The sequence below is a fragment of the Pseudomonas granadensis genome, from assembly GCF_900105485.1.
GTDB lineage: Bacteria > Pseudomonadota > Gammaproteobacteria > Pseudomonadales > Pseudomonadaceae > Aquipseudomonas > Aquipseudomonas granadensis.
Map to the genome: position 1 here is coordinate 2,249,303 of NZ_LT629778.1, position 22,782 is coordinate 2,272,084.

General features: G+C 61.0%; 23 protein-coding genes. 9 read left to right on the plus strand and 14 right to left on the minus strand.

Annotated elements, in window-relative coordinates:
• Positions 1–212: 212 nt before the first annotated feature.
• Together BLU52_RS09995 and BLU52_RS10000 are read left to right on the plus strand one after the other, a co-directional pair.
• Entirely contained in the window at positions 213–1,412 is a 1,200-nt protein-coding gene (locus BLU52_RS09995) for an MFS transporter (RefSeq protein WP_090283029.1), read from the plus strand.
• A gap of 94 nt (positions 1,413–1,506) precedes the next feature.
• Positions 1,507–2,412 (plus strand): LysR family transcriptional regulator, encoded by a 906-nt coding sequence (locus BLU52_RS10000; protein ID WP_090283030.1) that lies wholly within the window; start codon positions 1,507–1,509, stop codon positions 2,410–2,412.
• Here BLU52_RS10000 and BLU52_RS10005 read toward each other — a convergent pair.
• From BLU52_RS10005 to cyoA, 8 genes are all read right to left on the minus strand, one after another.
• Entirely contained in the window at positions 2,372–3,547 is a 1,176-nt protein-coding gene (locus BLU52_RS10005) for a YbfB/YjiJ family MFS transporter (RefSeq protein WP_090283031.1), read from the minus strand. The two genes, BLU52_RS10000 and BLU52_RS10005, sit on opposite strands and share 41 nt — an antisense overlap.
• A gap of 42 nt (positions 3,548–3,589) precedes the next feature.
• The gene (locus tag BLU52_RS10010; RefSeq protein ID WP_090283032.1) at positions 3,590–3,832 is read right to left on the minus strand and encodes a DUF2934 domain-containing protein; all 243 of its coding nucleotides are present in this window, start codon (positions 3,830–3,832) and stop codon (positions 3,590–3,592) included.
• Positions 3,833–3,872: 40 nt separating this feature from the next.
• Entirely contained in the window at positions 3,873–4,127 is a 255-nt protein-coding gene (locus tag BLU52_RS10015) for a metallothionein (protein ID WP_090283033.1), read from the minus strand.
• Between the two features lie 111 nt (positions 4,128–4,238).
• Entirely contained in the window at positions 4,239–5,156 is a 918-nt protein-coding gene (cyoE, locus tag BLU52_RS10020) for a heme o synthase (protein WP_090283034.1), read from the minus strand.
• Complete coding sequence (cyoD, locus tag BLU52_RS10025; RefSeq protein WP_090283035.1) at positions 5,114–5,452, minus strand: cytochrome o ubiquinol oxidase subunit IV; 339 nt, start codon at positions 5,450–5,452, stop codon at positions 5,114–5,116. Before cyoD ends, cyoE begins: the two co-directional genes overlap by 43 nt.
• A 1-nt stretch (position 5,453) precedes the next feature.
• The gene (locus tag BLU52_RS10030; RefSeq protein WP_090283036.1) at positions 5,454–6,068 is read right to left on the minus strand and encodes a cytochrome o ubiquinol oxidase subunit III; all 615 of its coding nucleotides are present in this window, start codon (positions 6,066–6,068) and stop codon (positions 5,454–5,456) included.
• 2 nt (positions 6,069–6,070) lie between these two features.
• Positions 6,071–8,044, minus strand: a complete 1,974-nt coding sequence (cyoB, locus tag BLU52_RS10035; protein WP_090283037.1) for a cytochrome o ubiquinol oxidase subunit I — start codon at positions 8,042–8,044, stop codon at positions 6,071–6,073.
• 2 nt (positions 8,045–8,046) lie between these two features.
• Positions 8,047–8,976 carry a ubiquinol oxidase subunit II gene (cyoA, locus tag BLU52_RS10040; protein WP_090283038.1) on the minus strand — a complete coding sequence of 310 codons (930 nt, stop codon included), beginning with the start codon at positions 8,974–8,976 and terminating at the stop codon, positions 8,047–8,049.
• Between the two features lie 344 nt (positions 8,977–9,320).
• Here cyoA and BLU52_RS10045 point away from each other — a divergent pair, with 344 nt between their 5' ends.
• Positions 9,321–9,635, plus strand: a complete 315-nt coding sequence (locus tag BLU52_RS10045) for a hypothetical protein (RefSeq protein WP_090283039.1) — start codon at positions 9,321–9,323, stop codon at positions 9,633–9,635.
• 45 nt (positions 9,636–9,680) lie between these two features.
• Here BLU52_RS10045 and BLU52_RS10050 read toward each other — a convergent pair whose 3' ends face one another.
• Together BLU52_RS10050 and BLU52_RS10055 are read right to left on the minus strand one after the other, a co-directional pair.
• The gene (locus BLU52_RS10050) at positions 9,681–10,850 is read right to left on the minus strand and encodes a zinc-dependent alcohol dehydrogenase (protein ID WP_090283040.1); all 1,170 of its coding nucleotides are present in this window, start codon (positions 10,848–10,850) and stop codon (positions 9,681–9,683) included.
• The gene (locus tag BLU52_RS10055) at positions 10,850–11,683 is read right to left on the minus strand and encodes an SRPBCC family protein (RefSeq protein WP_090283041.1); all 834 of its coding nucleotides are present in this window, start codon (positions 11,681–11,683) and stop codon (positions 10,850–10,852) included. Before BLU52_RS10055 ends, BLU52_RS10050 begins: the two co-directional genes overlap by 1 nt.
• 1,551 nt (positions 11,684–13,234) lie before the next feature.
• On the opposite strand from BLU52_RS10055, the gene BLU52_RS10060 reads away from it, so the two are divergent.
• Positions 13,235–13,993, plus strand: a complete 759-nt coding sequence (locus BLU52_RS10060) for a gamma-glutamyl-gamma-aminobutyrate hydrolase family protein (RefSeq protein ID WP_090283042.1) — start codon at positions 13,235–13,237, stop codon at positions 13,991–13,993.
• Between the two features lie 341 nt (positions 13,994–14,334).
• Here BLU52_RS10060 and BLU52_RS10065 read toward each other — a convergent pair whose 3' ends face one another.
• Positions 14,335–14,553, minus strand: coding sequence for a hypothetical protein (locus BLU52_RS10065; RefSeq protein ID WP_090283043.1), 219 nt, complete (start codon positions 14,551–14,553; stop codon positions 14,335–14,337).
• A 417-nt stretch (positions 14,554–14,970) separates the two neighbouring features.
• Here BLU52_RS10065 and BLU52_RS10070 point away from each other — a divergent pair, with 417 nt between their 5' ends.
• Both BLU52_RS10070 and BLU52_RS10075 read left to right on the plus strand, forming a co-directional pair.
• Positions 14,971–15,228 carry a DUF6555 family protein gene (locus BLU52_RS10070; protein ID WP_090283044.1) on the plus strand — a complete coding sequence of 86 codons (258 nt, stop codon included), beginning with the start codon at positions 14,971–14,973 and terminating at the stop codon, positions 15,226–15,228.
• A gap of 48 nt (positions 15,229–15,276) precedes the next feature.
• Complete coding sequence (locus tag BLU52_RS10075; protein WP_090283045.1) at positions 15,277–15,948, plus strand: SOS response-associated peptidase family protein; 672 nt, start codon at positions 15,277–15,279, stop codon at positions 15,946–15,948.
• Positions 15,949–15,981: 33 nt separating this feature from the next.
• Here BLU52_RS10075 and BLU52_RS10080 read toward each other — a convergent pair whose 3' ends face one another.
• Positions 15,982–17,091 carry a zinc-binding metallopeptidase family protein gene (locus BLU52_RS10080; RefSeq protein ID WP_090283046.1) on the minus strand — a complete coding sequence of 370 codons (1,110 nt, stop codon included), beginning with the start codon at positions 17,089–17,091 and terminating at the stop codon, positions 15,982–15,984.
• Between the two features lie 252 nt (positions 17,092–17,343).
• Between BLU52_RS10080 and BLU52_RS10085 the strand changes: the two genes are divergently transcribed.
• The 3 genes from BLU52_RS10085 to BLU52_RS10095 are packed head-to-tail and all read left to right on the plus strand — an operon-like array spanning position 17,344 to position 19,626.
• Positions 17,344–18,357 (plus strand): chemotaxis protein CheB, encoded by a 1,014-nt coding sequence (locus BLU52_RS10085; protein WP_090283047.1) that lies wholly within the window; start codon positions 17,344–17,346, stop codon positions 18,355–18,357.
• 22 nt (positions 18,358–18,379) lie between these two features.
• The gene (locus BLU52_RS10090; RefSeq protein ID WP_090288488.1) at positions 18,380–18,619 is read left to right on the plus strand and encodes a hypothetical protein; all 240 of its coding nucleotides are present in this window, start codon (positions 18,380–18,382) and stop codon (positions 18,617–18,619) included.
• A gap of 20 nt (positions 18,620–18,639) precedes the next feature.
• Complete coding sequence (locus tag BLU52_RS10095; RefSeq protein WP_090283048.1) at positions 18,640–19,626, plus strand: SDR family oxidoreductase; 987 nt, start codon at positions 18,640–18,642, stop codon at positions 19,624–19,626.
• Here BLU52_RS10095 and BLU52_RS10100 read toward each other — a convergent pair.
• Complete coding sequence (locus BLU52_RS10100; protein WP_090283049.1) at positions 19,615–21,237, minus strand: alpha-amylase family protein; 1,623 nt, start codon at positions 21,235–21,237, stop codon at positions 19,615–19,617. The genes BLU52_RS10095 and BLU52_RS10100 overlap by 12 nt on opposite strands.
• Positions 21,227–22,774 carry an alpha-amylase family glycosyl hydrolase gene (locus BLU52_RS10105; protein WP_090283050.1) on the minus strand — a complete coding sequence of 516 codons (1,548 nt, stop codon included), beginning with the start codon at positions 22,772–22,774 and terminating at the stop codon, positions 21,227–21,229. Before BLU52_RS10105 ends, BLU52_RS10100 begins: the two co-directional genes overlap by 11 nt.
• Positions 22,775–22,782 lie beyond the last annotated feature (8 nt).

Here is a 22,782-nt window from a genome sequence, read left to right on the forward strand (position 1 = left end):
GGAAGGGCGCCGACGTCTGCGCCTCGGACAAAGCCTAGAGAACACTCGCGCGGCGGAGAATCCGCGCCTGGCGCAACAGCGCGTTGCGTCACAAGCAACGCCGTGTGCCGTTGCGCCACACGCATCAGTGCGTTGCCCGGCGCAGTGATTCTCGCGGCCCGGTGCTGGCCGTAGCCTTGGCTCACCTTTTCCAGACGCAATGAGGTGTCACCATGCTCACCGGCAATCCCGCCGCTACGGCCAAGGCCGAGCAACCCGCTTCACTCTCCGGCCTGATGGTCGCGTTCCTCGCATTCTGCTGTGGCGCAGTCGTGGCCAATCTTTATTACGCGCAGCCCATCGTCGAGTTGATCGCGCCGCAAATCGGTCTTTCCAGCGCGAATGCCAGTTTGATCGTCTCGCTGACCCAGTTCGGTTATGCCTTGGGCCTGCTGTTGCTGGTGCCGCTGGCCGACCTGATGGAAAACCGCCGTCTGGTGGTCGGTTTCACTCTTGCCGCGAGTGTCACGCTGTTGTGCGCCGGGCTGACCCATTCGCCGTCGATGTTCCTGTTGTTTTCCCTGCTGATCGGCCTGACCTCGGTGGCCGTGCAGATCCTCGTGCCGCTGGCCGCGCATCTGGCGCCTGAAGCCACGCGCGGGCGGGTGGTCGGCAACATCATGAGCGGCCTGCTGCTGGGGATTCTGTTGTCGCGGCCACTGTCGAGCCTGCTGGTCGAGGTGTTCGGCTGGCGCGGGGTGTTTTTCAGCGCTGCCGGGTTGATGGCGGTCATTGCCCTGATCACTGCCGTTGCGCTGCCACGTCGTGTGCCGAGCCATAAAGCGACGTACACGGCGTTGATCGGTTCGGTATTTGCCTTGGCGCGCAAGCATGCGCTGTTGCGTCAGCGCTCTTTGTATCAAGGGCTGCTGTTCGCCAGTTTCAGTCTGTTCTGGACCCTGGCGCCGATTGAACTGATGCGTCATCACGGCTTCACTCAGGCGCACGTGGCGATCTTCGCCCTGGTTGGCGCGGTCGGCGCGATTGCTGCACCGATTGCCGGTCGCCTGGCCGATGCCGGGCATGCACGGCGCGGCACGCTGGTAGCGTTGCTGTTGGCCCCGGTTTCGCTGCTGATCGCTGCACTGCCGAGCAGCAATTACTGGTGGCTGGTGGTGTGTGCGGTGCTGCTGGATTTCGCCGTGCAGTTGAACCTGGTCCTCGGCCAGCGTGAGGTCTATGCGATCGACCCGCACAGCCGTGCGCGCCTCAATGCGGTGTACATGACCAGCATTTTCGTTGGCGGCGCCCTCGGTTCGCTGGTCGCCAGCCCGCTCTACGAGCACTTCGGCTGGAACCTTTCGGCGGTCGCGGTAGCGCTGTTGCCGGCCCTGGCGCTGGGGCTGTTCCTGAGCCACAAAGCCGATGCCTGAGTACGCGGCCCCTGCAGCCAAGCACGGCGATACAAGACGGCAAGCGAACGGTGATGCACAATCAGCGCCGTTGCTTTCCGACCGGACTCCGCTGATGGACAAGTTGCTGGCCTTGAAGATGTTTGTCGAAACCGTGCGCTGCGGGGGCTATTCCTCGGCGGCGCGCAAACTCGGGATCTCGACGTCTTCAGTGACCCGGCAGGTGGCGGGGCTGGAACATGAGCTGGGTGCAAGCTTGCTCAATCGTACTACGCGCAATACCAGCGTGACGGTGGCGGGGCAGACTTACTTCGACAAGGCCGTGGCGATTCTCGACGCGATCGACGAAGCCGACGCGGTGGTCGCTGACCGTGGCAGCGAGGCGCAAGGGCGGCTGCGCATCAGCGTGCCGGTGGAGTTCGGCCGGCGCCTCATCGCGCCGCACCTGAGCCGCTTGCTGGCGCGCCATCCGGGCCTGGAAATCAGCCTGTCGCTGAGTGATCAGGTCAGCGACCTGCTCAGCGAACAGATCGACGTCTCGGTGCGCCTCGGCTCGTCAGTGGTCAGCGAGGACATCGTCAGCAAACGCGTCGGTCAGTTCCAGCGCTGGGTCGTCGCCAGCCCCGAGTACCTGGCGCGCAGTGCCGAGCTGTGCCATCCGCGCGACCTGCTCGACCATCAATGCCTGCGCTTCGATTACGCCGGCACCCACCAGCACTGGACCTTTCAGGGCGACGACGAAACCATCCAGCTCAACGTGCACGGGCGCCTGCAAAGTAACAATGCCGACATCCTTCGCGAAGCCGCGATCAACGGTGGCGGGGTGACGCTGCTGGCCGACTGGCTGGTTCGCGACGACGTGGCCGCCGGACGACTGGTGCGCGTGCTCGAGCAGTATCAGGTCAATCCCGGCACTGCCAGCACCTGCATCAACGCGCTGTACCTGCCCAACCACCGGGGCTCGAGCCGTATCAACGTGTTCATCGATTTTCTCCTGGAGATTCTCCAGCCGGCGGCTTGATCGACTGCTTTGCGGCGCTTGCTCTCGGCAGCATCGCCACGCCTGCAGCCAAGGCAAACGCGCACAGGGCGACGATCACCCCGGCGTTCTCCAGCACCGCGCCAAACAACGGCGTGCCGGCGGTTTGCCCCAGCGCCAGGACCAGAAACGGAATGCCCAGCCCCAGATCGGGACGATCTGCAAACAGGTTGATCCCCTGAATCAGATACACACCGGATGAGACGATGTAGGCCGCGCCAAACAGGCACATCGCCGCGAGCCCATAAAACGCTGAAACCGAAGCCGCTGCCAGCCCTAGTGTGCCGACGGCGATCCCGGCGAGGGCCCAGCGATGCACGCGAGCGACGCCAAAACGACCGGTCAGTACGCCGGTGGTGCAGCCACTGATGCCCGCAGTGCCGAGCAAAATCCACGCCCAGGCAATCGACCGATCAGAGAAACCAGCTTCAGCGCGCAGAATGTCGGCGCCGAACGTCCAGATCGCGGTGCTCGCCAGTCCCATCAAAAAGGCGCTGCAACACAGCGGCAATACACCGGGACGCAGCAGCAGGGTCGAGGAAAAGTTGTCGGCGATTGCGTTTTCGCCTCGGCGTGGTGCGGCAAACCACAGCCACAGCGTAATGCCGACCCCCATCATCGCGAACAGCGCATACAACTGCCGCCATTGCCCTGCGGCGACCACCACGGTCAAACCGGAAAAAACGATGCCGGCAGCGGTGCCGGCGTTAATGAAGCCGTTGGCCCGCGCGCGCTGCGCCTCGGCAATACGGGCCGCCACCGCGCTGGCCAGCGGCGGTGAAGTCAGGCCGGTGCTCAATCCGGCGAGCGCCACGCCGCAGCCCAGCGCCAGGCCCGATTGGGCGAAGGCGATCAAACCCATGCCGAACGAAGCGGCCGCACCGGCAAGCACCGTAAGTGCGCGCGGGCTGAGTTTGCCGTTACTGATGAATGTCGCGACGATGCCCACGCAGTAGGCCGCGAAGGCGCTGCCGCCGATCCAGCCGGCCGCCGAGACGCTGAGCGCCAGCTCCTGACGAATCTGCGGCAGCAGGAGGCCGTAGGCAAATCGTGCCAGGCCATAGGACAACGCCGTGAGGGCGAAAGCCGCCGCCACCAGGTTAGCGCCGCGCTTCAAAGCTTCAGCGCCCGATCAGGATTGGCGACGGCATGGTCAAGGTCATTTCGCTGCGGCGGAGGTTTTCTTGCGGGTTTTGCTCGCCGTGGCGGCGGGCGCCTCTTTGCTCTTTTTCCGTGGTGCCGGCGGCGCTACGCTGCTGGCGACCGAGCCGGGCAAGCCGTCGGAGTCGAACGCATCGAGCTCGGCGCGGGCCTGGAACCAGTGATCGAAATCCTGCCCGTGCGGCCGGCCTTGCTCTTCCCAAAGGCGATAGGCGGTTTTGCGGATGGTTTCCTCGTCCATATCAATTCTCTCCAGCGGGTAAAAAAACAGGGCCTGCGCATTACGGTGAAATCGGATCGCTGGCGGGAAAGGTTTCTTCCACCGCTTCGTCCAGTTTTGAATCACTGACGTTGCGTTCACTGTGCCCCAGATTTTGCTCGCACTGGCAACTGCTCGACGGGCAGGGCTGGCCATTGGGGTGAAGGTCGGCACAAGCCTGGCTGCAATAGCGTTTGCCGTCGCGCTCGACCGCGTTGTCGGCACTGCAGGTGCAGCCGGAGCAGGCGCATTGTGATGTTGAGGTGTCGTTAGCCATGGTGTCCTCCCGGTTGCTGATGGTTGTTGCGTTCATAAAATCTGATGGCCGGCAGCGCGACTGGGTTTGAACGGATTTCTCCAGGGCCGATGAGCGGTCGATACGCTTGGGCTAAACCGTGAACGATGGCAGTACCGCGTTCAGCGCCAGCGACAGGTTCAACGCCAGAATCAGCAGGATGGACACCACGAAAAGCCGTCGTGCCCAGGCTTTCGACGTGCGGCTGCTGACCCGCCGCAAGGCCAGGTAAAACCAGTAGCCACCCAGGCCGACAATGACCAGCGGGTACGACACGTTGAGATTTGCCAGCCAGCCCAACACGGCCGCGCTGATGAGGAACGCAAGCATGTACAGAATGATCTCGCGCCGTGCCTGATTCAGCGTCAGGGTTGGCAGCCCGGCCGCGCGGAAATCCTCGTGGCGCATCACGGTGATCGCATGGGAATGCGGCATCTGCCAGCAGCAGAACACGATGACCAGCAGCAGCGCGGTGGCGTCGAAATTGCCGGTCACCGCGCCATAGCCGATCACCGGCGGCATGGCGCCCGACAGGCTGCCAACCAGCGTGCCCCAATGCGAGCTGCGCTTCATCAGACAGGTATAAACGCCTGCATAGATGATCAAGCCAATCGCCGCCAGCGCACAGGCCAGCGGCGTGGTGCCGGACCAGAGCAGGGCAAAGCCGAGCAGTCCGAGCACGCCCGCATAACACAGCGCTGCCGGCACTGACACCGCACGGATCGCCAGCGCCCGATGACAGGTGCGGACCATGCGCCGATCGATATCGCGGTCGACGCAGTTATTGATCACGCAACCGCAAGCAATGATCAACGCGGTACCGAGCACGGTGGCCAGCAAGTGCGCGACAGACAATGGTCGGCCGGCCGCCGCGAGCAGGTAACCACCGAGCACCGACGCCAGATTGCCGAAGATGATCCCCGGTTTGGTCAGTTCAATGCCGACGTTGAGCGGTACCCTCCATTGCCTCAGTGCGCCAGCATGTTGTGGTGAATGCTGTCCATGATCCATAGCGAGAGCCCAACCAGCAGAAGAATGATGACCACCGAAAAGATCAGCGCGATGAGGTTCCAGCGCTGTTCCGAGGCCGTGTCCAGATGGAGGAAATATTTCAGGTGGGCGAACACCTGCACCACGCCGAGCGCCACCACCACCCACGCGGTGACATTGCGCGGCAAGGTCGGAAACATCACCAGACCGAACGGAATCACGGTGAGGACCACCGAAATGATGAAGCCGACCATGTACGTGCGGCTGCTGCCGTGGCTGGTCCCGGCACTGCTGTGAACCTGACTTTGGTTATACATGTCACACCACCCCCAACAGATAAACTACGGTAAACACGCAAATCCACACGACATCGAGGAAGTGCCAGAACAGGCTCAGGCAACTCAGGCGCGTGGTGTTGGTGTTGGTCAGGCCGCGGCTGCTGACCTGCGCCATCAGGATTGCCATCCACACCAGGCCGCTGAGCACGTGCGCGCCGTGGGTGCCGACCAGAGTGAAAAACGCGGTGAGAAAGCCGCTGCGATCCGGGCCGTAGCCTTGTGCGATAAGGTGATGGAATTCGTTGATTTCCATCGCGATGAAGCCGCAGCCCAGCAGGAAGGTCACCGCCAGCCAGCGCAGCACATGGGCCTTGTCGTTGCGGTTCATCGCCAGCATGGCGTAGCCGTAGGTGATGCTGCTGAGCAGCAGCAGGGCGGTTTCGGCGAGGACGTAGGGCAACTCGAAAATATCGACAGTCGACGGCCCTCCGGCGATGCTGTCACGCAGCACGGCGTAGCCGGCGAACAGCGTGGCGAAGAGAATGCAGTCGGTCATCAGGTAGATCCAGAAACCGAACACCCGCATGGACCCGGCGTCTTCGTGGCCTTGCTCATGACTGTGAGCGATGTCTTTTTCCAGGACGATATTGGACATGATCAAGCCTCCGCCAGGTCTTTGAGACGCGCTTTTTCGATCCGTGCGACTTCCTGCGCGGGGACGAAATAGTCGATGTCTTCGTCATAACTGCGCACGACCATGGCAACCACCGAGGCCACCAGCCCGAAGATCGCCAGCCACCAGATATGCCAGACCAGGGCGAAGCTGTAGATCAGCGCGAAAATGCTGATCACCAGACCGGCCGAGGTATTACGTGGCATATGAATGGCGCGGTAATCGGTGTGGCTCAGGGTGCTGACGCCGCGCTCTTTCATGCCCCAGTACGCGTCCAGATCGTTGACTTTCGGCTGCTCGGCGAAGTTGTAGAACGGCGGCGGCGAGGCCGTGGCCCATTCCAGCGTGCGGCCATCCCACGGGTCGCCGGTGAGGTCGCGGTATTTGGCGCGGTTGCGGATGCTCACATACAGCTGCAGCGCCTGCGCGGACACGCCGCAAAGAATGATGCCGACGCCGACCAGTTCCAGCAGCAACCAAGGTTGCCAGGCCGGGTTGTCGAAGTGGTTGAGGCGTCGGGTCATGCCCATGAAACCGAGCACGTAGGACGGCATGAAGGCGAAGTAGAAACCGATCAGCCAGCACCAGAAGGCGATGCGCCCGAGCCGGTCGTTGAGGCGGAAGCCGAAGGCTTTCGGGAACCAGTAGGTCAGCCCGGCCATGTAGCCGAATACCGCGCCGCCGATGATCACGTTATGGAAGTGCGCGATCAAAAACAGGCTGTTGTGCAACAGGAAGTCCGCGCCGGGCACCGCCAGCAGCACGCCGGTCATGCCGCCGATGCTGAACGTGACGATAAAGCCCAGCGTCCACAACATCGGCGTTTCGAAGCGCACCCGCCCGCGGTACATGGTGAACAGCCAAGTGAAGATTTTCACCCCGGTCGGCACCGCAATAATCATCGTCATGATGCCGAAGAACGCATTGACGTTGGCCCCGGCGCCCATGGTGAAGAAGTGGTGCAGCCAGACGATGAACGACAGGATGGTGATCGAGATCGTCGCCCACACCAGCGACACGTAGCCGAACAGACGCTTGCTGCTGAAGGTCGCGGCGATTTCGGAAAAGATCCCGAAGGCCGGCAGGATCAGGATGTACACCTCCGGATGACCCCAGGCCCAGATGAGGTTGACGTACATCATCGGATTGCCGCCGGCCTCGTTGGTGAAGAAGTGCATGCCCAGATAGCGGTCGAGGGTGAGCATCAGCAAGGTTGCGGTGAGAATCGGGAACGCGGCGAGGATCAGCACCGAGGTGCACAGGGCGTTCCAGGTGAACACCGGCATCTTGAACAGGGTCATGCCTTCGGTGCGCATTTTCAGAATGGTCACGAAGAAGTTGACCCCGGTGAGTAACGTGCCTATCCCGGATATCTGTAATGACCAGATGTAGTAATCGACACCCACCCCGGGGCTGTAGCCGAGTTCGGACAGGGGCGGGTAGGCGACCCAGCCGGTGCGGGCGAATTCACCGACGCCCAGCGAGATATTGACCAGCGCCGCACCGACCACGAACAGCCAGAAACTCAGCGCATTGAGAAACGGATACGCCACATCGCGCGCGCCAATCTGCAACGGCACAACGATGTTCATCAGGCCGACCACGAACGGCATGGCCATGAAGAAAATCATGATCACGCCGTGGGCGGTGAAGATCTGGTCGTAATGTTCCGGCGGCAGATAACCCGGCCCGCCACTCGAGGCCATGGCCTGTTGGGTGCGCATCATGATCGCGTCGGAAAAGCCGCGCAGCAGCATGACCAGGGCGACGATGATGTACATGCAGCCGATTTTCTTGTGATCGACCGAGGTGAACCACTCGCGCCAGAGGTACCCCCACTTGCGCTTCCAGGTGACGGTGCCGACCAGGGCAAAACCCATCAGGCCAACGATGGCCAGGGTGTACATGACAATCGGCTCGTGCAATGGAACCGCGTCCCATGAAAGTTTCCCGAACATTGTTAACGCTCCTCGGCCAGCAGACTCGGTTGTTGATCGACGCGCTTGTCGTCGCTGTTGCGTTGCACCTGGCTACCTTTGGAGCGCGGTGCCTTGTTCATGCCTTCGTACTTGTCGACGATATTCAGGAACAGTCGCTCCTGAACTTTCGAGTAATAAGTAATCGGGTGTGCAACCGAAGGCTTCGCCAGTTCGGCATAACTGTTCTGATCAAGTTGCTGGGGGGTGGTCCTGACCTTGTTTACCCACGCGTCATAGTCGGCGCCATTCAATGCCAGGGTGCTGAAGTGCATGTCGGAGAAGCCGTGGCCGTTATAGTTGGCGGCGATTCCGCGATATTGGCCGGGCTCATTGGCGATCAAATGCAACTTGGTCTGCATGCCTGCCATGGCATATATCTGCCCGCCGAGTGCAGGAATAAAGAACGAAGTCATGGCCGCGTCGGAAGTGACGGTGAAACTTACCGGTGTGTTGACCGGTAGTGCGAGTTCATTGACCGAAGCAATGCCCAGATCCGGATAGATGAACAACCATTTCCAGTCCGTCGCGACGACTTGGACGTTCACCGGCGGGACGTCGGAGTCTAGCGGTCGATAAGGGTCCAGCGCGTGCGTGGTTTCCCAGGTGACCCAGCCGAGCACGCAAATGATCAGGAAAGGCACGCCCCAAACCACCGCTTCGATCTTGTGCGAGCTGGCCCAGCGCGGCGAATAGCGGGCTTTTTTGTTGGTAGCGCGATAGCGCCAGGCGAACAGGAAAGTCATCACGATGACCGGAATCACCACCAGCAGCATCAGGCCGGTCGCGAGGATGATCAGGTCGCGTTCATCCTTGGCCACCTGGCCCTTGGGGTTGAACACGATCAAGTTGCAACCGGCGAGAACAACGCTGGTAGCGAGATAGGTCAGGCCATACCCAATGATTCGCTTCATACATGCTCCTGTATAAACGCCGATCCTCGTCCTGTGGCGGAACTGCGACGCACCTGAGTAAAACAATGAGTTGAGGTATTGCCGCTGCGTTTGTTTAAAGCGCAGCGAAGTTGCCTGCATCAATATTCAGGCGGCTGTAACAGTGGTTCATGTGAGCCACGATTTTTTGAATAAACCCTTGGGCATTGGTTTGACAAAATGTTACTGAACCTGACGAACGGTTGAACTAGCGAAACGGCGATGCAGAACTGGCGGACTATGCTGGAAATGACCTTTGGCAAATTCGGGAATCATCCAGCGACAGCCTGGGTCTTTGAATAAGCGGATCAGATCAGGAGTACGACATGTTCAAACGCGGCGAAACCTACAGCAAATGGAAGGCCACGGAGAGGGCAGAAAAGTGCCACACGGAAGAAGTTGAAAACGGTTGTCACATCGAGGTGCGGGCACGCGAGGCGGATGACGGCGACGTGGAAATATTTATCAGCGTCTACACGGCGACCGGCGAATGCGCCTACGAGCGAATCAGAAAATTGCCCGGTATCGAATGGGAAGTTGAAGACGCGCTCAAGCGCGGCATCGATCAGGCAGAACGCATCGCGGGCGGCGAGTCGGGGCGACTGTCCTGTGCCGACGCGCACGGCCATGAGAATGAATGACAGCGCCGCTGACGCCGGCAAACGGCGTCAGCGGCGTTGCAACCTTCACGGCTTGAACACGGCGCGAATGCACTGATCGGTTTTCTCCTTGAACATCCGATAACCTTCGGCACCGTCCTCCAGACTCATCGGATGCGTCAGCAGCCACGAAGGGTCGAGTTCGCCTTTCTGGATGTGTTCGAACAACGTCGGTGCGTAGCGTTGCCCCGGCTGTTGCCCTGAGCGCACCGTCAGCGCCTTGTTGACGATTGCGCCCATCGGGAATTTATCCAGCAACCCGCCATATACACCGACCACCGACACCGTGCCGCCCTTGCGACAGGCGCGAATGGCCTGGCGCAGCACGGTGCCGCGTTCGGTGTGCAGGCGCAGCATCTGTTTGGTCTTGTCGTAGGCATAGTCGATTTCCGTGCCGTGAGCTTCCATGCCGACGCAATCGATGCAGCGGTCCGGCCCGCGCCCGCCGGTCAGTTCCAGCAGCGCTTCGTGAACGTTGGTCTGCTCGTAATTGATCGGAATGGCGTTGCAGCGTTCTTCGGCCAGGCGCAGTCGCTCGGGGTAACGATCGATCGCAATGACCCGTTCGGCGCCGAGCAGATAGGCGCTGCAGATCGCCATGAGCCCGACGCCGCCACAGCCCCAGACCGCCACCGTCTCGCCCGGTTGAATGTCGGCGTTGTCGGCTGCGAAATAACCGGTGGGCGCGGCATCGGAGACAAACAGCGCCTGCTCGTCGCGCACGCCCTCGGGCACCTTGAACAGGTTGACGTCGGCGTAGGGCACGCGCACATAAGTGGCGTGGCTGCCGGGGTAGCCGCCGAACGCGTGGCTGTAGCCGATAATCCCGCAGCACGGTTGGCCGTAGGCGAGGTCGGTCACCGACGGATTGGGGTTGGAGTTGTCGCAGCAGGAAAAATCGCTGCGCTGGCACGGCTCGCAATTGCCGCAGCCGATGATGGAAATGGTGATGACCTTGTCGCCCTTGCGCAGGCCATTGACGCCGGGGCCGACCTCAACGATCTCGCCCATGAATTCATGGCCGATGATATCGCCCGGTTTCATCGCCGGAACGTAACCGCCGAGCAGGTGCAAGTCGGAGCCGCAGACCGAGGACAGCGTGACGCGGATGATCGCATCGCGCGGGTTGAGAATCGACGGATCGGGGACATTGTCGACTCGCAGATGGTTGGGTGCTTGCCAGGTGAGTGCGCGCATCAGTGAATCCCCCCTTCAATCGCCACGCCGGTTTTCACCGGTTGTTGACCGGCCGCGGTATGGCCGCTGTCGCCGTGGACATAAAAGAAATCATCGTCGCCTTCAGGGCGCATGCGGTTGTTGCTGACTTCGCCGGTTTCCATCTGCTGTTTGACTGCTTGCAAACCGTTTAGCAGGGCTTTGTCGCTGAACAGGCTGATTGCGCGAGCGAAGGCGTAACCGAGTTTGCCCATCGCCGGTTTGCACACGACCACGGCTTTGACCTGTGTGCCACGATTGGCGGGGGCGGGGGTCAACGACAGGGAGATGTCGTGTTGCCAACTGGATTGGTCCGGGGTTTGCCAGTGCAGGGTGTTCGGGTCTTCGGCGGGCTGGCGAATCAGCGTTGTTTGCAGCTTGCGACCGGCGGGTGCGCGCAGCGTCCAGCAGGTGGTGTCCGGGCTGAGTTGTTCGACGCTGTCGACCCAGCGCAGCAGCGGTCCGATGTTTTCGACGCGGGTGATGAAGTCGCGAACTTCTTCCAGCGGACGGTTGATCGTCACGCTGCGGGTGATCGCTTCGCTGATCGGCCAGTGGTGTTCGCGGCTGAATTGTTGCTCGAACGGGGTAGGGGTGAGGGCCTGTTTCAAGCGGCAGTGGCCGGCGGCACCGCGCCATACGCCGTATGCGCCGGCGACGATTTCCAGTGCGCCGGCGAGGCCGCCGGTGCGCCAGCCGTGCAATAACAGTGCGCTGCCGGCGGTGAGGGACAGGGCGCGTTCGGCGCTGCTCATTGCGCCGCGCTGGCCGGTGTCGTTTCTTGTGTGGGTGGCTATCAGTGGATGGTCAGTCATGTTGCGGTTCTCCATCGGTGTGTTTGCGATAGAAGAAATGCTGGCGTTTGCGGTTCCACTGGGTTTGTCGGTGGTGGGATGAAAGGTCGTCTGCGTGTGCGCAACACCCCTTGTAGGAGTGAGCCTGCTCGCGATGACTTTCTTTCAGGCGCTGAGTTTTTTGGTTTGGGTACATATCCGTTGCTGCGGTAACGGCTGCTTAGGGTTCCGCCCTTACGGCGGGTCACCTTTTTCAAACGCCAAAAAGGTAACCCAAAACGCTTGCTCCTGCGTTCGGCCCTCGCAGGCTCGGGTCCCTTCGCTCCGGGACCGATCCGGGCGCAGCGGCTACGGTTTGCTTCGCTGCACCTCCTTCCGCTGTGTCTGGCTGCGCCAGACGGTCGCTGCGCTCCCACGCCCGGATCGATCCCTGCGCTCAGCCTTCCGACGTCGCCGGTGGATCAAGATCAAAAGCAGGCGAGCTGACACTCGGCCTATTGAGTGGTGAGAAGCGGCGCACGGCTTGAGATTCGCGGTGGATTCGCCCCTCACCCCAGCCCTCTCCCGAGGGAGAGGGAGCCGATTTTGGTTGGCTTCGAGACTTGCATTCGACTCGGTATTGCACGTTGGCGTAGCTCTTCCATCCCCCACGGTCAGTCCCCTCTCCCTCCGGGAGAGGGCTAGGGTGAGGGGCTTTTGATCTTGATTTTTGATTTTCAGGCAGGCAACCCAGACTGACCGCGCCCATAAAACCAACTGAACGCCCACACCAACCCTGAACTCAAAAATTCCAGGCGAAACGCCTACAACCAAATCCGGGGGGAGTGTATGTGACGCAAGATCAAGAGCACGCGAGCTAACGCTCATTGTTGAGTGGTTAGAAGCGCCGTATGGCTTGAAATCTTCAGTGGATTCGCCCCTCACCCCAGCCCTCTCCCGAGGGAGAGGGAGCCGATTTTGGTTGGCTTTGAGACTTGCATTCGACTCGGTATTGCACGTTGGCGTAGCTCTTACATCCCCCACGGTCAGTCCCCTCTCCCTCCGGGAGAGGGCTAGGGTGAGGGGCTTTTGATCTTGATTTTTGATTTTCAGGCAGGCAACCCAGACTGACCGCGCCCATAAAACCAACTGAACGCCCACACCAACCCTGAACTCAAAAATTCCAGGCGAAACGCCTACAACCAAATCCGGGGGGAGTGTATGTGACGCAAGATCAAGAGCACGCGAGCTAACGCTCATTGTTGAGTGGTTAGAAGCGCCGTATGGCTTGAAATCTTCAGTGGATTCGCCCCTCACCCCAGCCCTCTCCCGAGGGAGAGGGAGCCGATTTTGGTTGGCTTTAAGACTTGCATTCGACTCGGTATTTCAGGTCAGCGTATCTCTCACATCCACCGCGGTCAGTCCCCTCTCCCTCCGGGAGAGGGCTAGGGTGAGGGGCTTTTGATCTTGATTTTTGATTTTCAGGCAGGCAACCCAGATTGACCGCGCCCATAAAACCAACTGAACGCCCACACCAACCCTGAACTCAAAAATTCCAGGCGAAACGCCTACAACCAAATCCGGGGGGAGTGTATGTCTCGATTACCTGTCATTGCGGTCACGGCCAGTTGCTGGAAGATCGGTCCGCATGCGGTGCAGATGAATGACGACAAGAATTCGCGTGCGGTGGCCAGTGCGGCCGGTGGGCTGCCGCTGATTTTGCCGATGTTCCCTGATCTGCTTGATCCTGAGCAGATTATTGCGAGCGTCGATGGTTTGCTGTTCACCGGTGCGCCGTCGAATATCGAGCCGTTTCATTACGGTGGGCCACCGAGTCCGCCGGGGACTGAGCATGATCCGGCGCGTGATCATCTGACGCTGCCGTTGTTGCGCGCGGCTGTGGCTGCCGGGTTGCCGGTGCTCGGTTTGTGTCGTGGGGTGCAGGAGCTCAATGTGGCTTTTGGCGGGACCTTGCACCAGCAGCTCGATGGGCCTGGCGCGGAGCATGAACCCCCTGGCGATGAATCTATCGAAGAGCAGTACGCCAAGACCCACGATGTGACGGTGCAACCGGGCGGGGTTCTGGCGGGGCTTGGGCTTGAGGGCGTGATCAAGGTCAATTCAGTGCATGCCCAAGGCATCGCGCGGGTGGCTGAGGGTTTGCGTGTTGAGGCGGTGGCGGAGGACGGTTTGATCGAGGCGTTATCGGTTGAGGGCAGCAAGGGATTTGCCTTGGGGGTGCAGTGGCATCCCGAGTGGCAGGTGATGTCGCATCCGGATTATCTGAAGATCTTCCAGGCGTTTGGCGATGCGTGCCGCCGGTATGCCGAACAACGTACCGCCGCGCTTTAGCGGAGGGAATGTTAATAATGGTCAGCAATGAACGCGTCGGACTTTAAACCAAAACAACATGTAACGAAGAAGAGAAAAAAAGCCCGTACAGGGTACGGGCAATTAAGGAGGGTACTCGTGAGCGACCTGCTTTTGGCAGGTCTGCTATTGAGATTTCCAGGGCTGAAGTTGTTTCGGTTTTTCTTCAGGGACTTCCGATTAACGGTCATTACTTTTAAATCGGTGTTCGTCTGGCCGGAAAGTTAATATCAATCTGCCACTTCTCTGAGGTATATAGCGTTTCGTTAAAGTCGGCGCAAGTTTAATGCGCTCTACAGTCAGAGGCGGTGGCACGGAATGACTTACCGCTTCGGCGGTTGCTTGAACTGCTGGTCAATCAACATCATTTTCGCCGCGCAAAGCGCCAGGCCTTCATCGATGGCTTGTTCTTGCTGATCCTTGATGCAGCGCTTGCAAAGCCCGGCATGGCCGACGCTCGCCTTGTAGCGTTCCGTTTGTGATGCGGTCTTGTACAGCCTGTTGCACCTTGTACAAGTTTGCTGCTGGTCGTCGTTATCCATCACCCTCACTCCTGTTCCGACCCGATAGGTCCATTCAACCTTGGCACAGGCTTGTTATTTGTGTACAGCAAAACGGCCGGAAAACGCTTCGCTTGTCGAAGCTGTTATTGCACTGACGTGCCACTGATCGAGTGATATCCGCGTCAGGCGGGGCTGGAATTGAAATCGGGAAGTTAATTCGACGGCGCGTGCGTGGGGTGGCGTTTGTGTAGGCAAGTGATCTCGGAAGTTCCAGGTAATCTTCAGAGTTAGTTGTCGTTCGCATGCTGTTAAAAAAATAATACGGTCGTCTTGTACGGCTTGCTTCTGTTGTATAGCTATTTTTTAAAGCCGCCAAACGTATATCGCAATCCGCAAAAATTCTATGAATTTCTCGGCGCGTGAAACATCCCTGTTTAGTAACAACAGGAGAGCCTCATGAGCCAAGCAGAATTGTATGTGATCAACTACCGACTCCACGGCAAGCCCAAGTCGTTCATCATCAGGACAAAATTGATGAATAACGCGGAAGCCTGGCAGTGGGCCAGTTGTGACGCGGGGTTGACCCCGATCCCCAAGCCCGGAAGGCCTCCCTTGAAGCGTTTTTCCAAACCGATGGCGGAGCGGTTCGGCGTGACCGACGTGCAATGGCGGGCCTCGAAACCCGTGACCTGGGATGAGGACATGGCGATATGACCGCGTGGCCCTGCTTGCGCAATCGGAGCGATTGTCAGGAGTTTCAGCATGTGTGAATACATTGTTCAACACGCCGCCCCGCAGAAACTGGCGTCGTGTTTTCTCGAAGGGGAGATTTCACGAATTGAAGTGTTGGGCGTTTCGGCAAAAAGCACCGACGCGAGCGACGATGAAGCGGCCGCGAAAGGCAATCTGATCAAACCCGGCATGCAGCTCACCGGCATTCGTCATCGCGGGGCTACGCTGGAATGTCTGCCGGTGCGCTGGGGCTGGTCGCCGTCGTGGTCGAGCGGGACGTTGCCGCCGCTGACGCATTTGCCGCTGCACCTGGTGATGCGCTCGAAAGTGTTCAACCGGGTCAAGCGTGACGGGCGCATGCTCGTCGCCGTCGAGGGCTGGTACGAGCCTCTGGATACTGGCATGACCGTACACTCACGCAATCTGGCCTACACCACGTCGCGTCAGCCAGCTCCCATGTTCCTCGCGGCGCTTGCACAGGGCGGCGCCTCGAACGGATATGAAGGGCTGGCTTTGGTGACTCATGAAGATGTCGAGATGAAACGCCAGCGGTTGCTGGCGTTCGCTGCGCAGGATGCGCTGGAATGGTTACGCCCCGACCTCGAATGGGAGCAGGCGCGGGTGCTCGCCGTGCATCGCGCGGTGGTCGAGCCGCAGTTGGAGCACGTGCTCACGTCCCAGCGTACCCTGCGGTTCAAGTGAATCGCTGAACCGGCGCCTCACAGAGGCGCCGGTTCACTCAACGTCGTTGCCTGGCAGGTTTTTCAAGTATTGCACCAGCGTCGCGGCGCACGCTTCGATCGCGCCATCTACCACCAGCTCGTAGCCATGCGTGTTCTCGGTCGGTATCGCCAGGCATCCCGCATGGGCGCTGATGCCTGAACTCATCACCGCACTGGCATCGGAAGCAAAATCCACCAGCAAGGCGAACTGCGGATCAAAGCCGCAATCCTTGGCGGCAGCGGCCAGCGCTGTCACCACGTGTCTTGAGTAATAGCCTTTCTGGTCGCCGGTATTGATGATCGGATCGACCTTCAACTGGGTCGCGTACTCACTCATCACCGGACCGACCTCGACCGCAATGGTCGTCTCACCGGGCAAATGCGCGGCGGCGTACATCGCGCCGGCGTTGCTTTCTTCTTCGAGGGTGGTGAAGACGAAGTAGGCGTCACAGGGCAACTCGCCGCGCCACTGGCTCAATTGCTCGACGGCTTGCAGCATGGCCACGACCGGCGCGCGGTCGTCGAGAAAGTGCGCGGCAATCGCATCGTTGACGCGAAACGGCGTGCGCCAGTGCTGGCTGAGCACCACCCGCGTGCCGGGGCGGACGCCCAGGCGCTGCAAGGCTTGTGGATCCTGGCGGGTGATGATGTGCACGTCTTTCCATTGCACGGCGCCGCTGAGCACGTCCTGGCCTTGCGGCGAACCGGTGGTCGCGTGCATCGAGCCGAACGACAGCACGCCGGGCAGGATTTGCTCGTCGCCGAGAATGTCGACCGGGCATACGCCGAAGTTCACCGGATTGGCACCGCCCAGCGCCACGACGCGCAGGGTGCCGTCCGGTTCGACGCGTTTGACCAGCATGGCGATTTCATCCATGTGGCCCATGATGCGCACCGCGCGGTTGGCATCGGCACTGGTGTTCCGGCCCTTGATCAAACCGATGACATTGCCGGCCGGGTCGGTCCAGGTTTCATCGCAATGACGCTGCAAGTGTTCCTGACAGATGCTCCGGACCTCGTCTTCCTGACCACCGGGGCCGCGCGCCATCAGCAGGCGCTTGAGCAGTGCTTCGGTGTTGGCCGTGGTCTCGCCATCGGTGGCCTGTTCGCGGGTTTTCGACATCGCTTTCAGTCCTCTTTGACGTGCGCCCCGTTGCGGGGCGCTCAACGTTTAGGAAGGCATGGGCGTTAAAAATTCAATCGCAAGCGCCACGACCGGCGATTGAATATTTCTTCGAACCTTCGTTCGTTTCGACCGATCACAACAGACACAACGATCATTTTTTCAAGCGGGGCACGGTGCGCCCGCAACAGCCTGCCAGCGCGGTCAGAGGGCAAAATCGGCGCTTTCGATCCGGCAGTAAGGACGTAAACCATGAATCAACACAAGCCGGTCGAACAGATCATCGTCATTGGTGTTTCCAGCGGTGGACTGGCCGCATTGCGCGTGCTGCTGGAGCAGTTTCCGCGCGATCTGCCCGCGGCGGTATTCATCACCATGCACATTGGCGATCAGCCAAGCCTGCTGCCGAGCCTGTTGACGCACACCTTGTCGCTCGACATTGGTTTCGCCGCAAACGGCACCAGGCCGGCCAATGGCTGCGTGTACATCGCACCGCCGGACAAGCACTTGCTGATCAAGCGCGACACGGTGCAATTGGTGCGCAGTGCCAAGGAGAACCATGCGCGCCCGGCCATCGATCCGATGTTTCGCTCGGCCGCGACCAGTTATGGTGACAGAACCATTGGCGTGCTGCTGACCGGCGAGCTGGATGACGGCGTGGTCGGGCTGCAAGCGATCAAAGCTTATGGCGGTCAGGTGTTCGTCCAGGACCCGGACACCGCTGAAGCGCCGTCGATGCCACGTAATGCGCTGCGGCATGTGCAAGTGGATGTATGCCTGCCACTGAACACGTTGGGCACGGCGTTGGTCCAGGCGGTCCAGCAACGGGGTGACGGCGCTCATTCGTCTGAGCCGCCGCCACGCATCGAGCCTTTCGCAACGGAGAACGACCTCACCGAAAACCTCAGTCGCGGTGGCGCCTATGCGCTGGATGCGGTCGGTAAGGTCGCCGGGATGTCATGCCCGGAGTGTGGCGGCGCGCTGTGGGAAGTCGGCGAAACGCCGCCGCGTTATCGCTGCCACACCGGCCACGCCTACACCAGCCGCACCTTGTTCGAAGCGCAAAATGAAACCGTCGAAGAAGCACTGTGGGTGGCGATTCGCGCCTTGCACGAAAAGCAGTTGCTGCTCGGGCGACTGATGCAGAGCAGCAAGGACCACGGCCGCACCAGCGCGTTGAAGGAATACGAGCTGACCAGCGAAGGTCTCGAGAGCCACAAGGATACGTTGCGCGGCCTGCTGACGAGCCTGCGTTCGGTTGAATGATAACGAGGTCCGGATGGCAAGCATGAGCGTTGACAGCAAGGCCCAGGTCGCAAGCATCTTCGAGCAATTACTAAACCTGCGTGAGAGCGTGAACACCTTGCGCGAGATCGAGGAGGGCAGCGCTACGCTGCGTGGCCAGCAGACGATGGACGTCGACGGCGCGTTCGATCTGTTTTTCGAAAAGCTGCAAGACAACATCGCCAGCATGGAGGAGGCACTGGCGACGCTGGCCGAAGCCACGGGCGATGTGCCCAAGTTCTAGTCTGCCGGGAGGAGCAAAGCATGGATCAGCAAAACAACGGGCTGGTGGTGATCTGCGGCGCCAGTGCCGGCGTGGGGCGCGCGACGGCCCATCGTTTCGCCGCCGCCGGTTACCGCATCGGCTTGCTCGCACGCGATGAGGCCGGGCTGGAGTCGACGCGTGACGAGCTGGCGCAATACGGTCAGGCAGTGAAGGCGATCAGCGTCGATGTCGCCGATGCGCCAGCGCTGGAAGCGGCGGCCATTGCGCTGGAAGAGGAACTGGGGCCGCTGCAGATCTGGGTCAATTCAGCCATGGTCACGGTGTTTTCACCGATCGAGAAGCTCAGCGCAGAGGAAATCCGTCGGGTCACCGAAGTGACTTATCTCGGCACTGTCCACGGCACGTTGGCGGCGTTGCGCTTGATGCGCCCGCACAATGCGGGGCTGATCATCCAGGTCGGCTCGGCGCTGGCTTATCGGGCGATTCCGTTGCAGTCCGCCTATTGCGCGGCCAAGTTCGCCGTGCGCGGTTTCACCGATGCGTTGCGCTGCGAGTTGCTGCACGAGCGCAGCCGCATTCGCGTGTGCATGGTGCAGTTGCCGGCGATCAATACACCGCAGTTCGATTGGGCGCGCAACAAACTGGAAAAACGTCCGCAACCGGTGCCGCCGATTCACGACCCGGACGTCGCCGCGCGGGCGATCTTCAGCGTCATCCAGCGCCCGCCGCGCGAGTTGTGGCTGGGCATGGCGAGTATCAAGGCGATTGTCGGCAGTTGCCTGATTCCGGGGCTGCTCGACCGAATGCTCGCGCGCCAATGCTATCCGGGGCAGATGAGCAAGGACGACGATAACGGCGAGCACGGCGACAACCTCTATCAACCGCTGAGTGGCGACCTGCACCGCGCGCGCGGACGCTTTGTCGGCCGCTCCCGCGACAGCGCGCTGGCGCTGACTTCGACTCAGGTGTCGGCGTTGGCAGCGGCGCTGGCAGTAGTCGGCGCGCTGGTGTTGTTATGGTTTTGAAACGCTGCGACGAAACCAGCGGTAGCCAAAGCCGTTCAGTGTCAGCGCCTCGGTTTCGCTGACGGGCGAGGGATAGATGCCGTCCGCGAGGACCTGCTCGAAACCCTTCAGCTCTTTGTTCAACGCTCGATCGAGCGTGACCGGCTGCCGACTGAGGTTGGCCACGACAATGGTGATCGCTGCGCCAACATGGCGCATGGCAAACACCGCCGGATGCGCCAGCGCAAGGGGTTCAGAGGCGCCCCAGCCGATTTCGCCGAGCTGCGCCCGCTGCTGAAAGATCGCCTGACAGCGCGCGAGCAGCGACTCGGGATCGTCTTGCTGCGCGGCAACATTCACCCGCTGATAGCTGAACGGTTCGTCCTCGATCAGCGGTGCCGGCAGCTTCGTCTGTTCCGCGCGGGAAAACCCGCCATTGACCTCTGCACTCCATTGCATCGGCGTGCGTACCGCGAGGCGTTCGCGCCGTCGCAGGTCGTCGCCCATACCGATTTCCTCGCCGTAACGAATGATCGGCGTGCCCGGCAACGACGCCAGCAGCGCCTGCGCCAAGGCCTGATGCAGCACGTCGCCATTGAGCATTGGCGCCAGCCGTCGGCGGATGCCCCGGCCATAGACACGCATGTCCTCTTGCGGGGCAAACACCTGCATGACTTCCTCGCGTTCGGCCGGGCTCAGGCGTTCCAGATCCAGCTCGTCATGGTTGCGCAGCCACACCGCATAACCAGCGCCATCCGGGGCGTGCGGGCGCTGGCGCAACGCGCGCAGCAGCGGTTCGGCACGCTCGCGGGCGAGGGCCAGAAACAGGTGATTGTTCATCCAGAAATCCAGCGCCAGTTGCAAGCGATTGCCGCTGCCGAAATAGTGCTGAAACCGCTGCGGTTCGACATCGACTTCGCCCATCAACAGGCATTCCGGGGTGATCGAACGCGCATGCGCGGCCAACCGTTCGAGCAGCCATACACCGCGTTCTTCCTCGCCGCCGCCGGCCTGTTCCACGGCGTGGGACGCGGCGTCCAGACGAAACCCGGCAACGCCCCTGCGCAGCCAGTGGCTGATGATCTGTTCGATCTCGGCGATCACTGCCGGGTTTTGCAGGTTCAGGTCTGGCTCATGCCGGTAAAACAGATGCCGGTAGAACTGCCCGGCCTGTTCGTCCCATTGCCAGATGCTGTCTTCCACACCGGGAAAGATCGGCTGGTTGCCATCGTCCACCGGTTGGTCCGACCAGATGTAATAGTCGCGATAGCGGCTGTGGCGATCCCGCCGCGCCTGCTGAAACCACGGGTGTTGGTCGCTGGTGTGTTGCAGCACCAGTTCCATGATTACCCGTATGCCGCGCTGGTTGGCCGCGTCGATCAGCCGGCGAAAATCCGCTTCGCTGCCGAAGCGCGGTTCCACGGCCTGATGATCGCTAATGTCATAGCCGCAATCGCGAAACGGTGAGCCGAAGATCGGCAGCAACCACAGCGCACCGATGCCTAACGAGCACAGGTGATCAAGGCGTTCAACGATGCCGGCAAGGTCGCCGCAGCCATCGTCGTTGCGGTCGAAAAACTGCGACGGGTCGACTTGATAGATCACGGTGGTGTGCGGCCATTCAGCACTCATGGGCAGTTCCTTTCTGACGCAGGATCAGCGCTTGTTGCGCGGCGACGAGGCCGGCGAACGGTTGGTCTTCGCCGTGGCGATCACTGGCCACTTCGACAATCCACTCGCCGGTCAACACAAAGGCGTGCTCGGCCGCGTCGAAGTTGACGCAGACGATGCGTTCGTCATCCTCGCAATGGCGCCGATAAGCCAATAGCTGTGGGTGCGAGGGCAATTCCTGCCAGTCGCCGAGGCGCAAGGCTGCGCTCTCGCGGCGGCAATGCAGCAGGCGCCGGTACAGATTGAGCGTGGAGTCGCAGGCCGCTTCCTGAGTGTCCACAGCCAGCGCTTCGGCTTCAGGCGGGAAGGGCAGCCATGGCGCCTTGCCCGACCAGCCGTGCGGCGCCTGCGCCAGCCACGGTAACGGCGCGCGGCTGCCGTCGCGTCCACCGGGGTCGACGCGGGTTTGTGCGGTGACCTGGGTGTCCTCCAGCGCCAGTTCGTCGCCCTGAAAAATGAACGGCGTGCCGCGCAGACTCAGCAGCATCACCGCCGCTGCGTTTGCGCGCGCCAGCGAGCCGCCGTAACGGCTGCGGATGCGGCTGTTGTCGTGGTTGGACAAGGCCCAGGTCGGCCATGCCGATTGCTCGCCGAGGCAACGTTCGACTTCTCGGATGCACAGGCGAAACACCACCGGGTCCCACGGCGCGTCGAGTGGCGGGAAGTTGAACGACATGTGCAATTCATCACTGGCGCCGTAATACGCCGCCACGCGTGCGGTCGAGCGGATATTCACTTCACCGATCAACACGCGGTCGCCGGGGTAATGGTCCACCAACCGACGCAAGCCACGCAGCACTTCGTGGCTGTAGGGCTGATCGTTGATCTGCACCATGGTTTCGCCAGCCATGCAGCGCGGGTCATCGGCGAAAGTCGGATCCTTGCCGACGCAATGCACCACATCGATGCGGAAGCCATCCACGCCGCGGTCGAGCCAGAACTTCAGCACGTTGTGCATCGCCTCGACGACTTGCGGGTTGTGCCAGTTGAGGTCGGGCTGCTGCGGCAAAAAGAAGTGCAGATAGTATTGCTGACTGCCTTCATCCCAGGTCCAGGCGCTACCGCCATCGATCGACGCGCGCCAGTTGTTCGGCTGGTCGCGCCAGAGGTACCAGTCACGCTTGGGGTTGTCGCGGCTGGCGCGCGATTCGATGAACCACGGATGCTGGTCCGAGGTGTGGTTGGGCACAAAATCCATGAGCAGTTTGAGGCCACGCTTGTGCGCCTCGGAAATCAGCTGATCGAGATCGGCCAGGCGCCCGAACAGCGGGTCGATGTCGGTGTAGTCGCAAATGTCGTAACCGGCGTCGCACATTGGCGACGGGTACACCGGTGACAACCACAACGCGCCAACACCGAGCGTCTTGAGGTAATCGAGCCGCGCGATCAGCCCCGGCAGATCGCCGATGCCGTCACCGTTGCCGTCGGCAAACGAGCGCGGATAGACCTGATAAATCGCGACGTTTTTCCACCATGTCAAATTCTGCGTAGCGGACATGGTCCTCT

Excerpts from the sequence above, each read along its gene's own strand:
- BLU52_RS09995 (WP_090283029.1), top strand. The coding sequence starts at position 213 with ATGCTCACCGGCAATCCCGCCGCTACGGCCAAGGCCGAGCAACCCGCT.
- BLU52_RS10000 (WP_090283030.1), top strand. The coding sequence starts at position 1,507 with ATGGACAAGTTGCTGGCCTTGAAGATGTTTGTCGAAACCGTGCGCTGC.
- BLU52_RS10010 (WP_090283032.1), bottom strand. The coding sequence starts at position 3,832 with ATGGACGAGGAAACCATCCGCAAAACCGCCTATCGCCTTTGGGAAGAG.
- BLU52_RS10015 (WP_090283033.1), bottom strand. The coding sequence starts at position 4,127 with ATGGCTAACGACACCTCAACATCACAATGCGCCTGCTCCGGCTGCACC.
- cyoE (WP_090283034.1), bottom strand. The coding sequence starts at position 5,156 with ATGGATCATGGACAGCATTCACCACAACATGCTGGCGCACTGAGGCAA.
- cyoD (WP_090283035.1), bottom strand. The coding sequence starts at position 5,452 with ATGTATAACCAAAGTCAGGTTCACAGCAGTGCCGGGACCAGCCACGGC.
- BLU52_RS10030 (WP_090283036.1), bottom strand. The coding sequence starts at position 6,068 with ATGTCCAATATCGTCCTGGAAAAAGACATCGCTCACAGTCATGAGCAA.
- cyoB (WP_090283037.1), bottom strand. The coding sequence starts at position 8,044 with ATGTTCGGGAAACTTTCATGGGACGCGGTTCCATTGCACGAGCCGATT.
- cyoA (WP_090283038.1), bottom strand. The coding sequence starts at position 8,976 with ATGAAGCGAATCATTGGGTATGGCCTGACCTATCTCGCTACCAGCGTT.
- BLU52_RS10045 (WP_090283039.1), top strand. The coding sequence starts at position 9,321 with ATGTTCAAACGCGGCGAAACCTACAGCAAATGGAAGGCCACGGAGAGG.
- BLU52_RS10050 (WP_090283040.1), bottom strand. The coding sequence starts at position 10,850 with ATGCGCGCACTCACCTGGCAAGCACCCAACCATCTGCGAGTCGACAAT.
- BLU52_RS10055 (WP_090283041.1), bottom strand. The coding sequence starts at position 11,683 with ATGACTGACCATCCACTGATAGCCACCCACACAAGAAACGACACCGGC.
- BLU52_RS10060 (WP_090283042.1), top strand. The coding sequence starts at position 13,235 with ATGTCTCGATTACCTGTCATTGCGGTCACGGCCAGTTGCTGGAAGATC.
- BLU52_RS10065 (WP_090283043.1), bottom strand. The coding sequence starts at position 14,553 with ATGGATAACGACGACCAGCAGCAAACTTGTACAAGGTGCAACAGGCTG.
- BLU52_RS10070 (WP_090283044.1), top strand. The coding sequence starts at position 14,971 with ATGAGCCAAGCAGAATTGTATGTGATCAACTACCGACTCCACGGCAAG.
- BLU52_RS10075 (WP_090283045.1), top strand. The coding sequence starts at position 15,277 with ATGTGTGAATACATTGTTCAACACGCCGCCCCGCAGAAACTGGCGTCG.
- BLU52_RS10080 (WP_090283046.1), bottom strand. The coding sequence starts at position 17,091 with ATGTCGAAAACCCGCGAACAGGCCACCGATGGCGAGACCACGGCCAAC.
- BLU52_RS10085 (WP_090283047.1), top strand. The coding sequence starts at position 17,344 with ATGAATCAACACAAGCCGGTCGAACAGATCATCGTCATTGGTGTTTCC.
- BLU52_RS10090 (WP_090288488.1), top strand. The coding sequence starts at position 18,380 with ATGAGCGTTGACAGCAAGGCCCAGGTCGCAAGCATCTTCGAGCAATTA.
- BLU52_RS10095 (WP_090283048.1), top strand. The coding sequence starts at position 18,640 with ATGGATCAGCAAAACAACGGGCTGGTGGTGATCTGCGGCGCCAGTGCC.
- BLU52_RS10100 (WP_090283049.1), bottom strand. The coding sequence starts at position 21,237 with ATGAGTGCTGAATGGCCGCACACCACCGTGATCTATCAAGTCGACCCG.
- BLU52_RS10105 (WP_090283050.1), bottom strand. The coding sequence starts at position 22,774 with ATGTCCGCTACGCAGAATTTGACATGGTGGAAAAACGTCGCGATTTAT.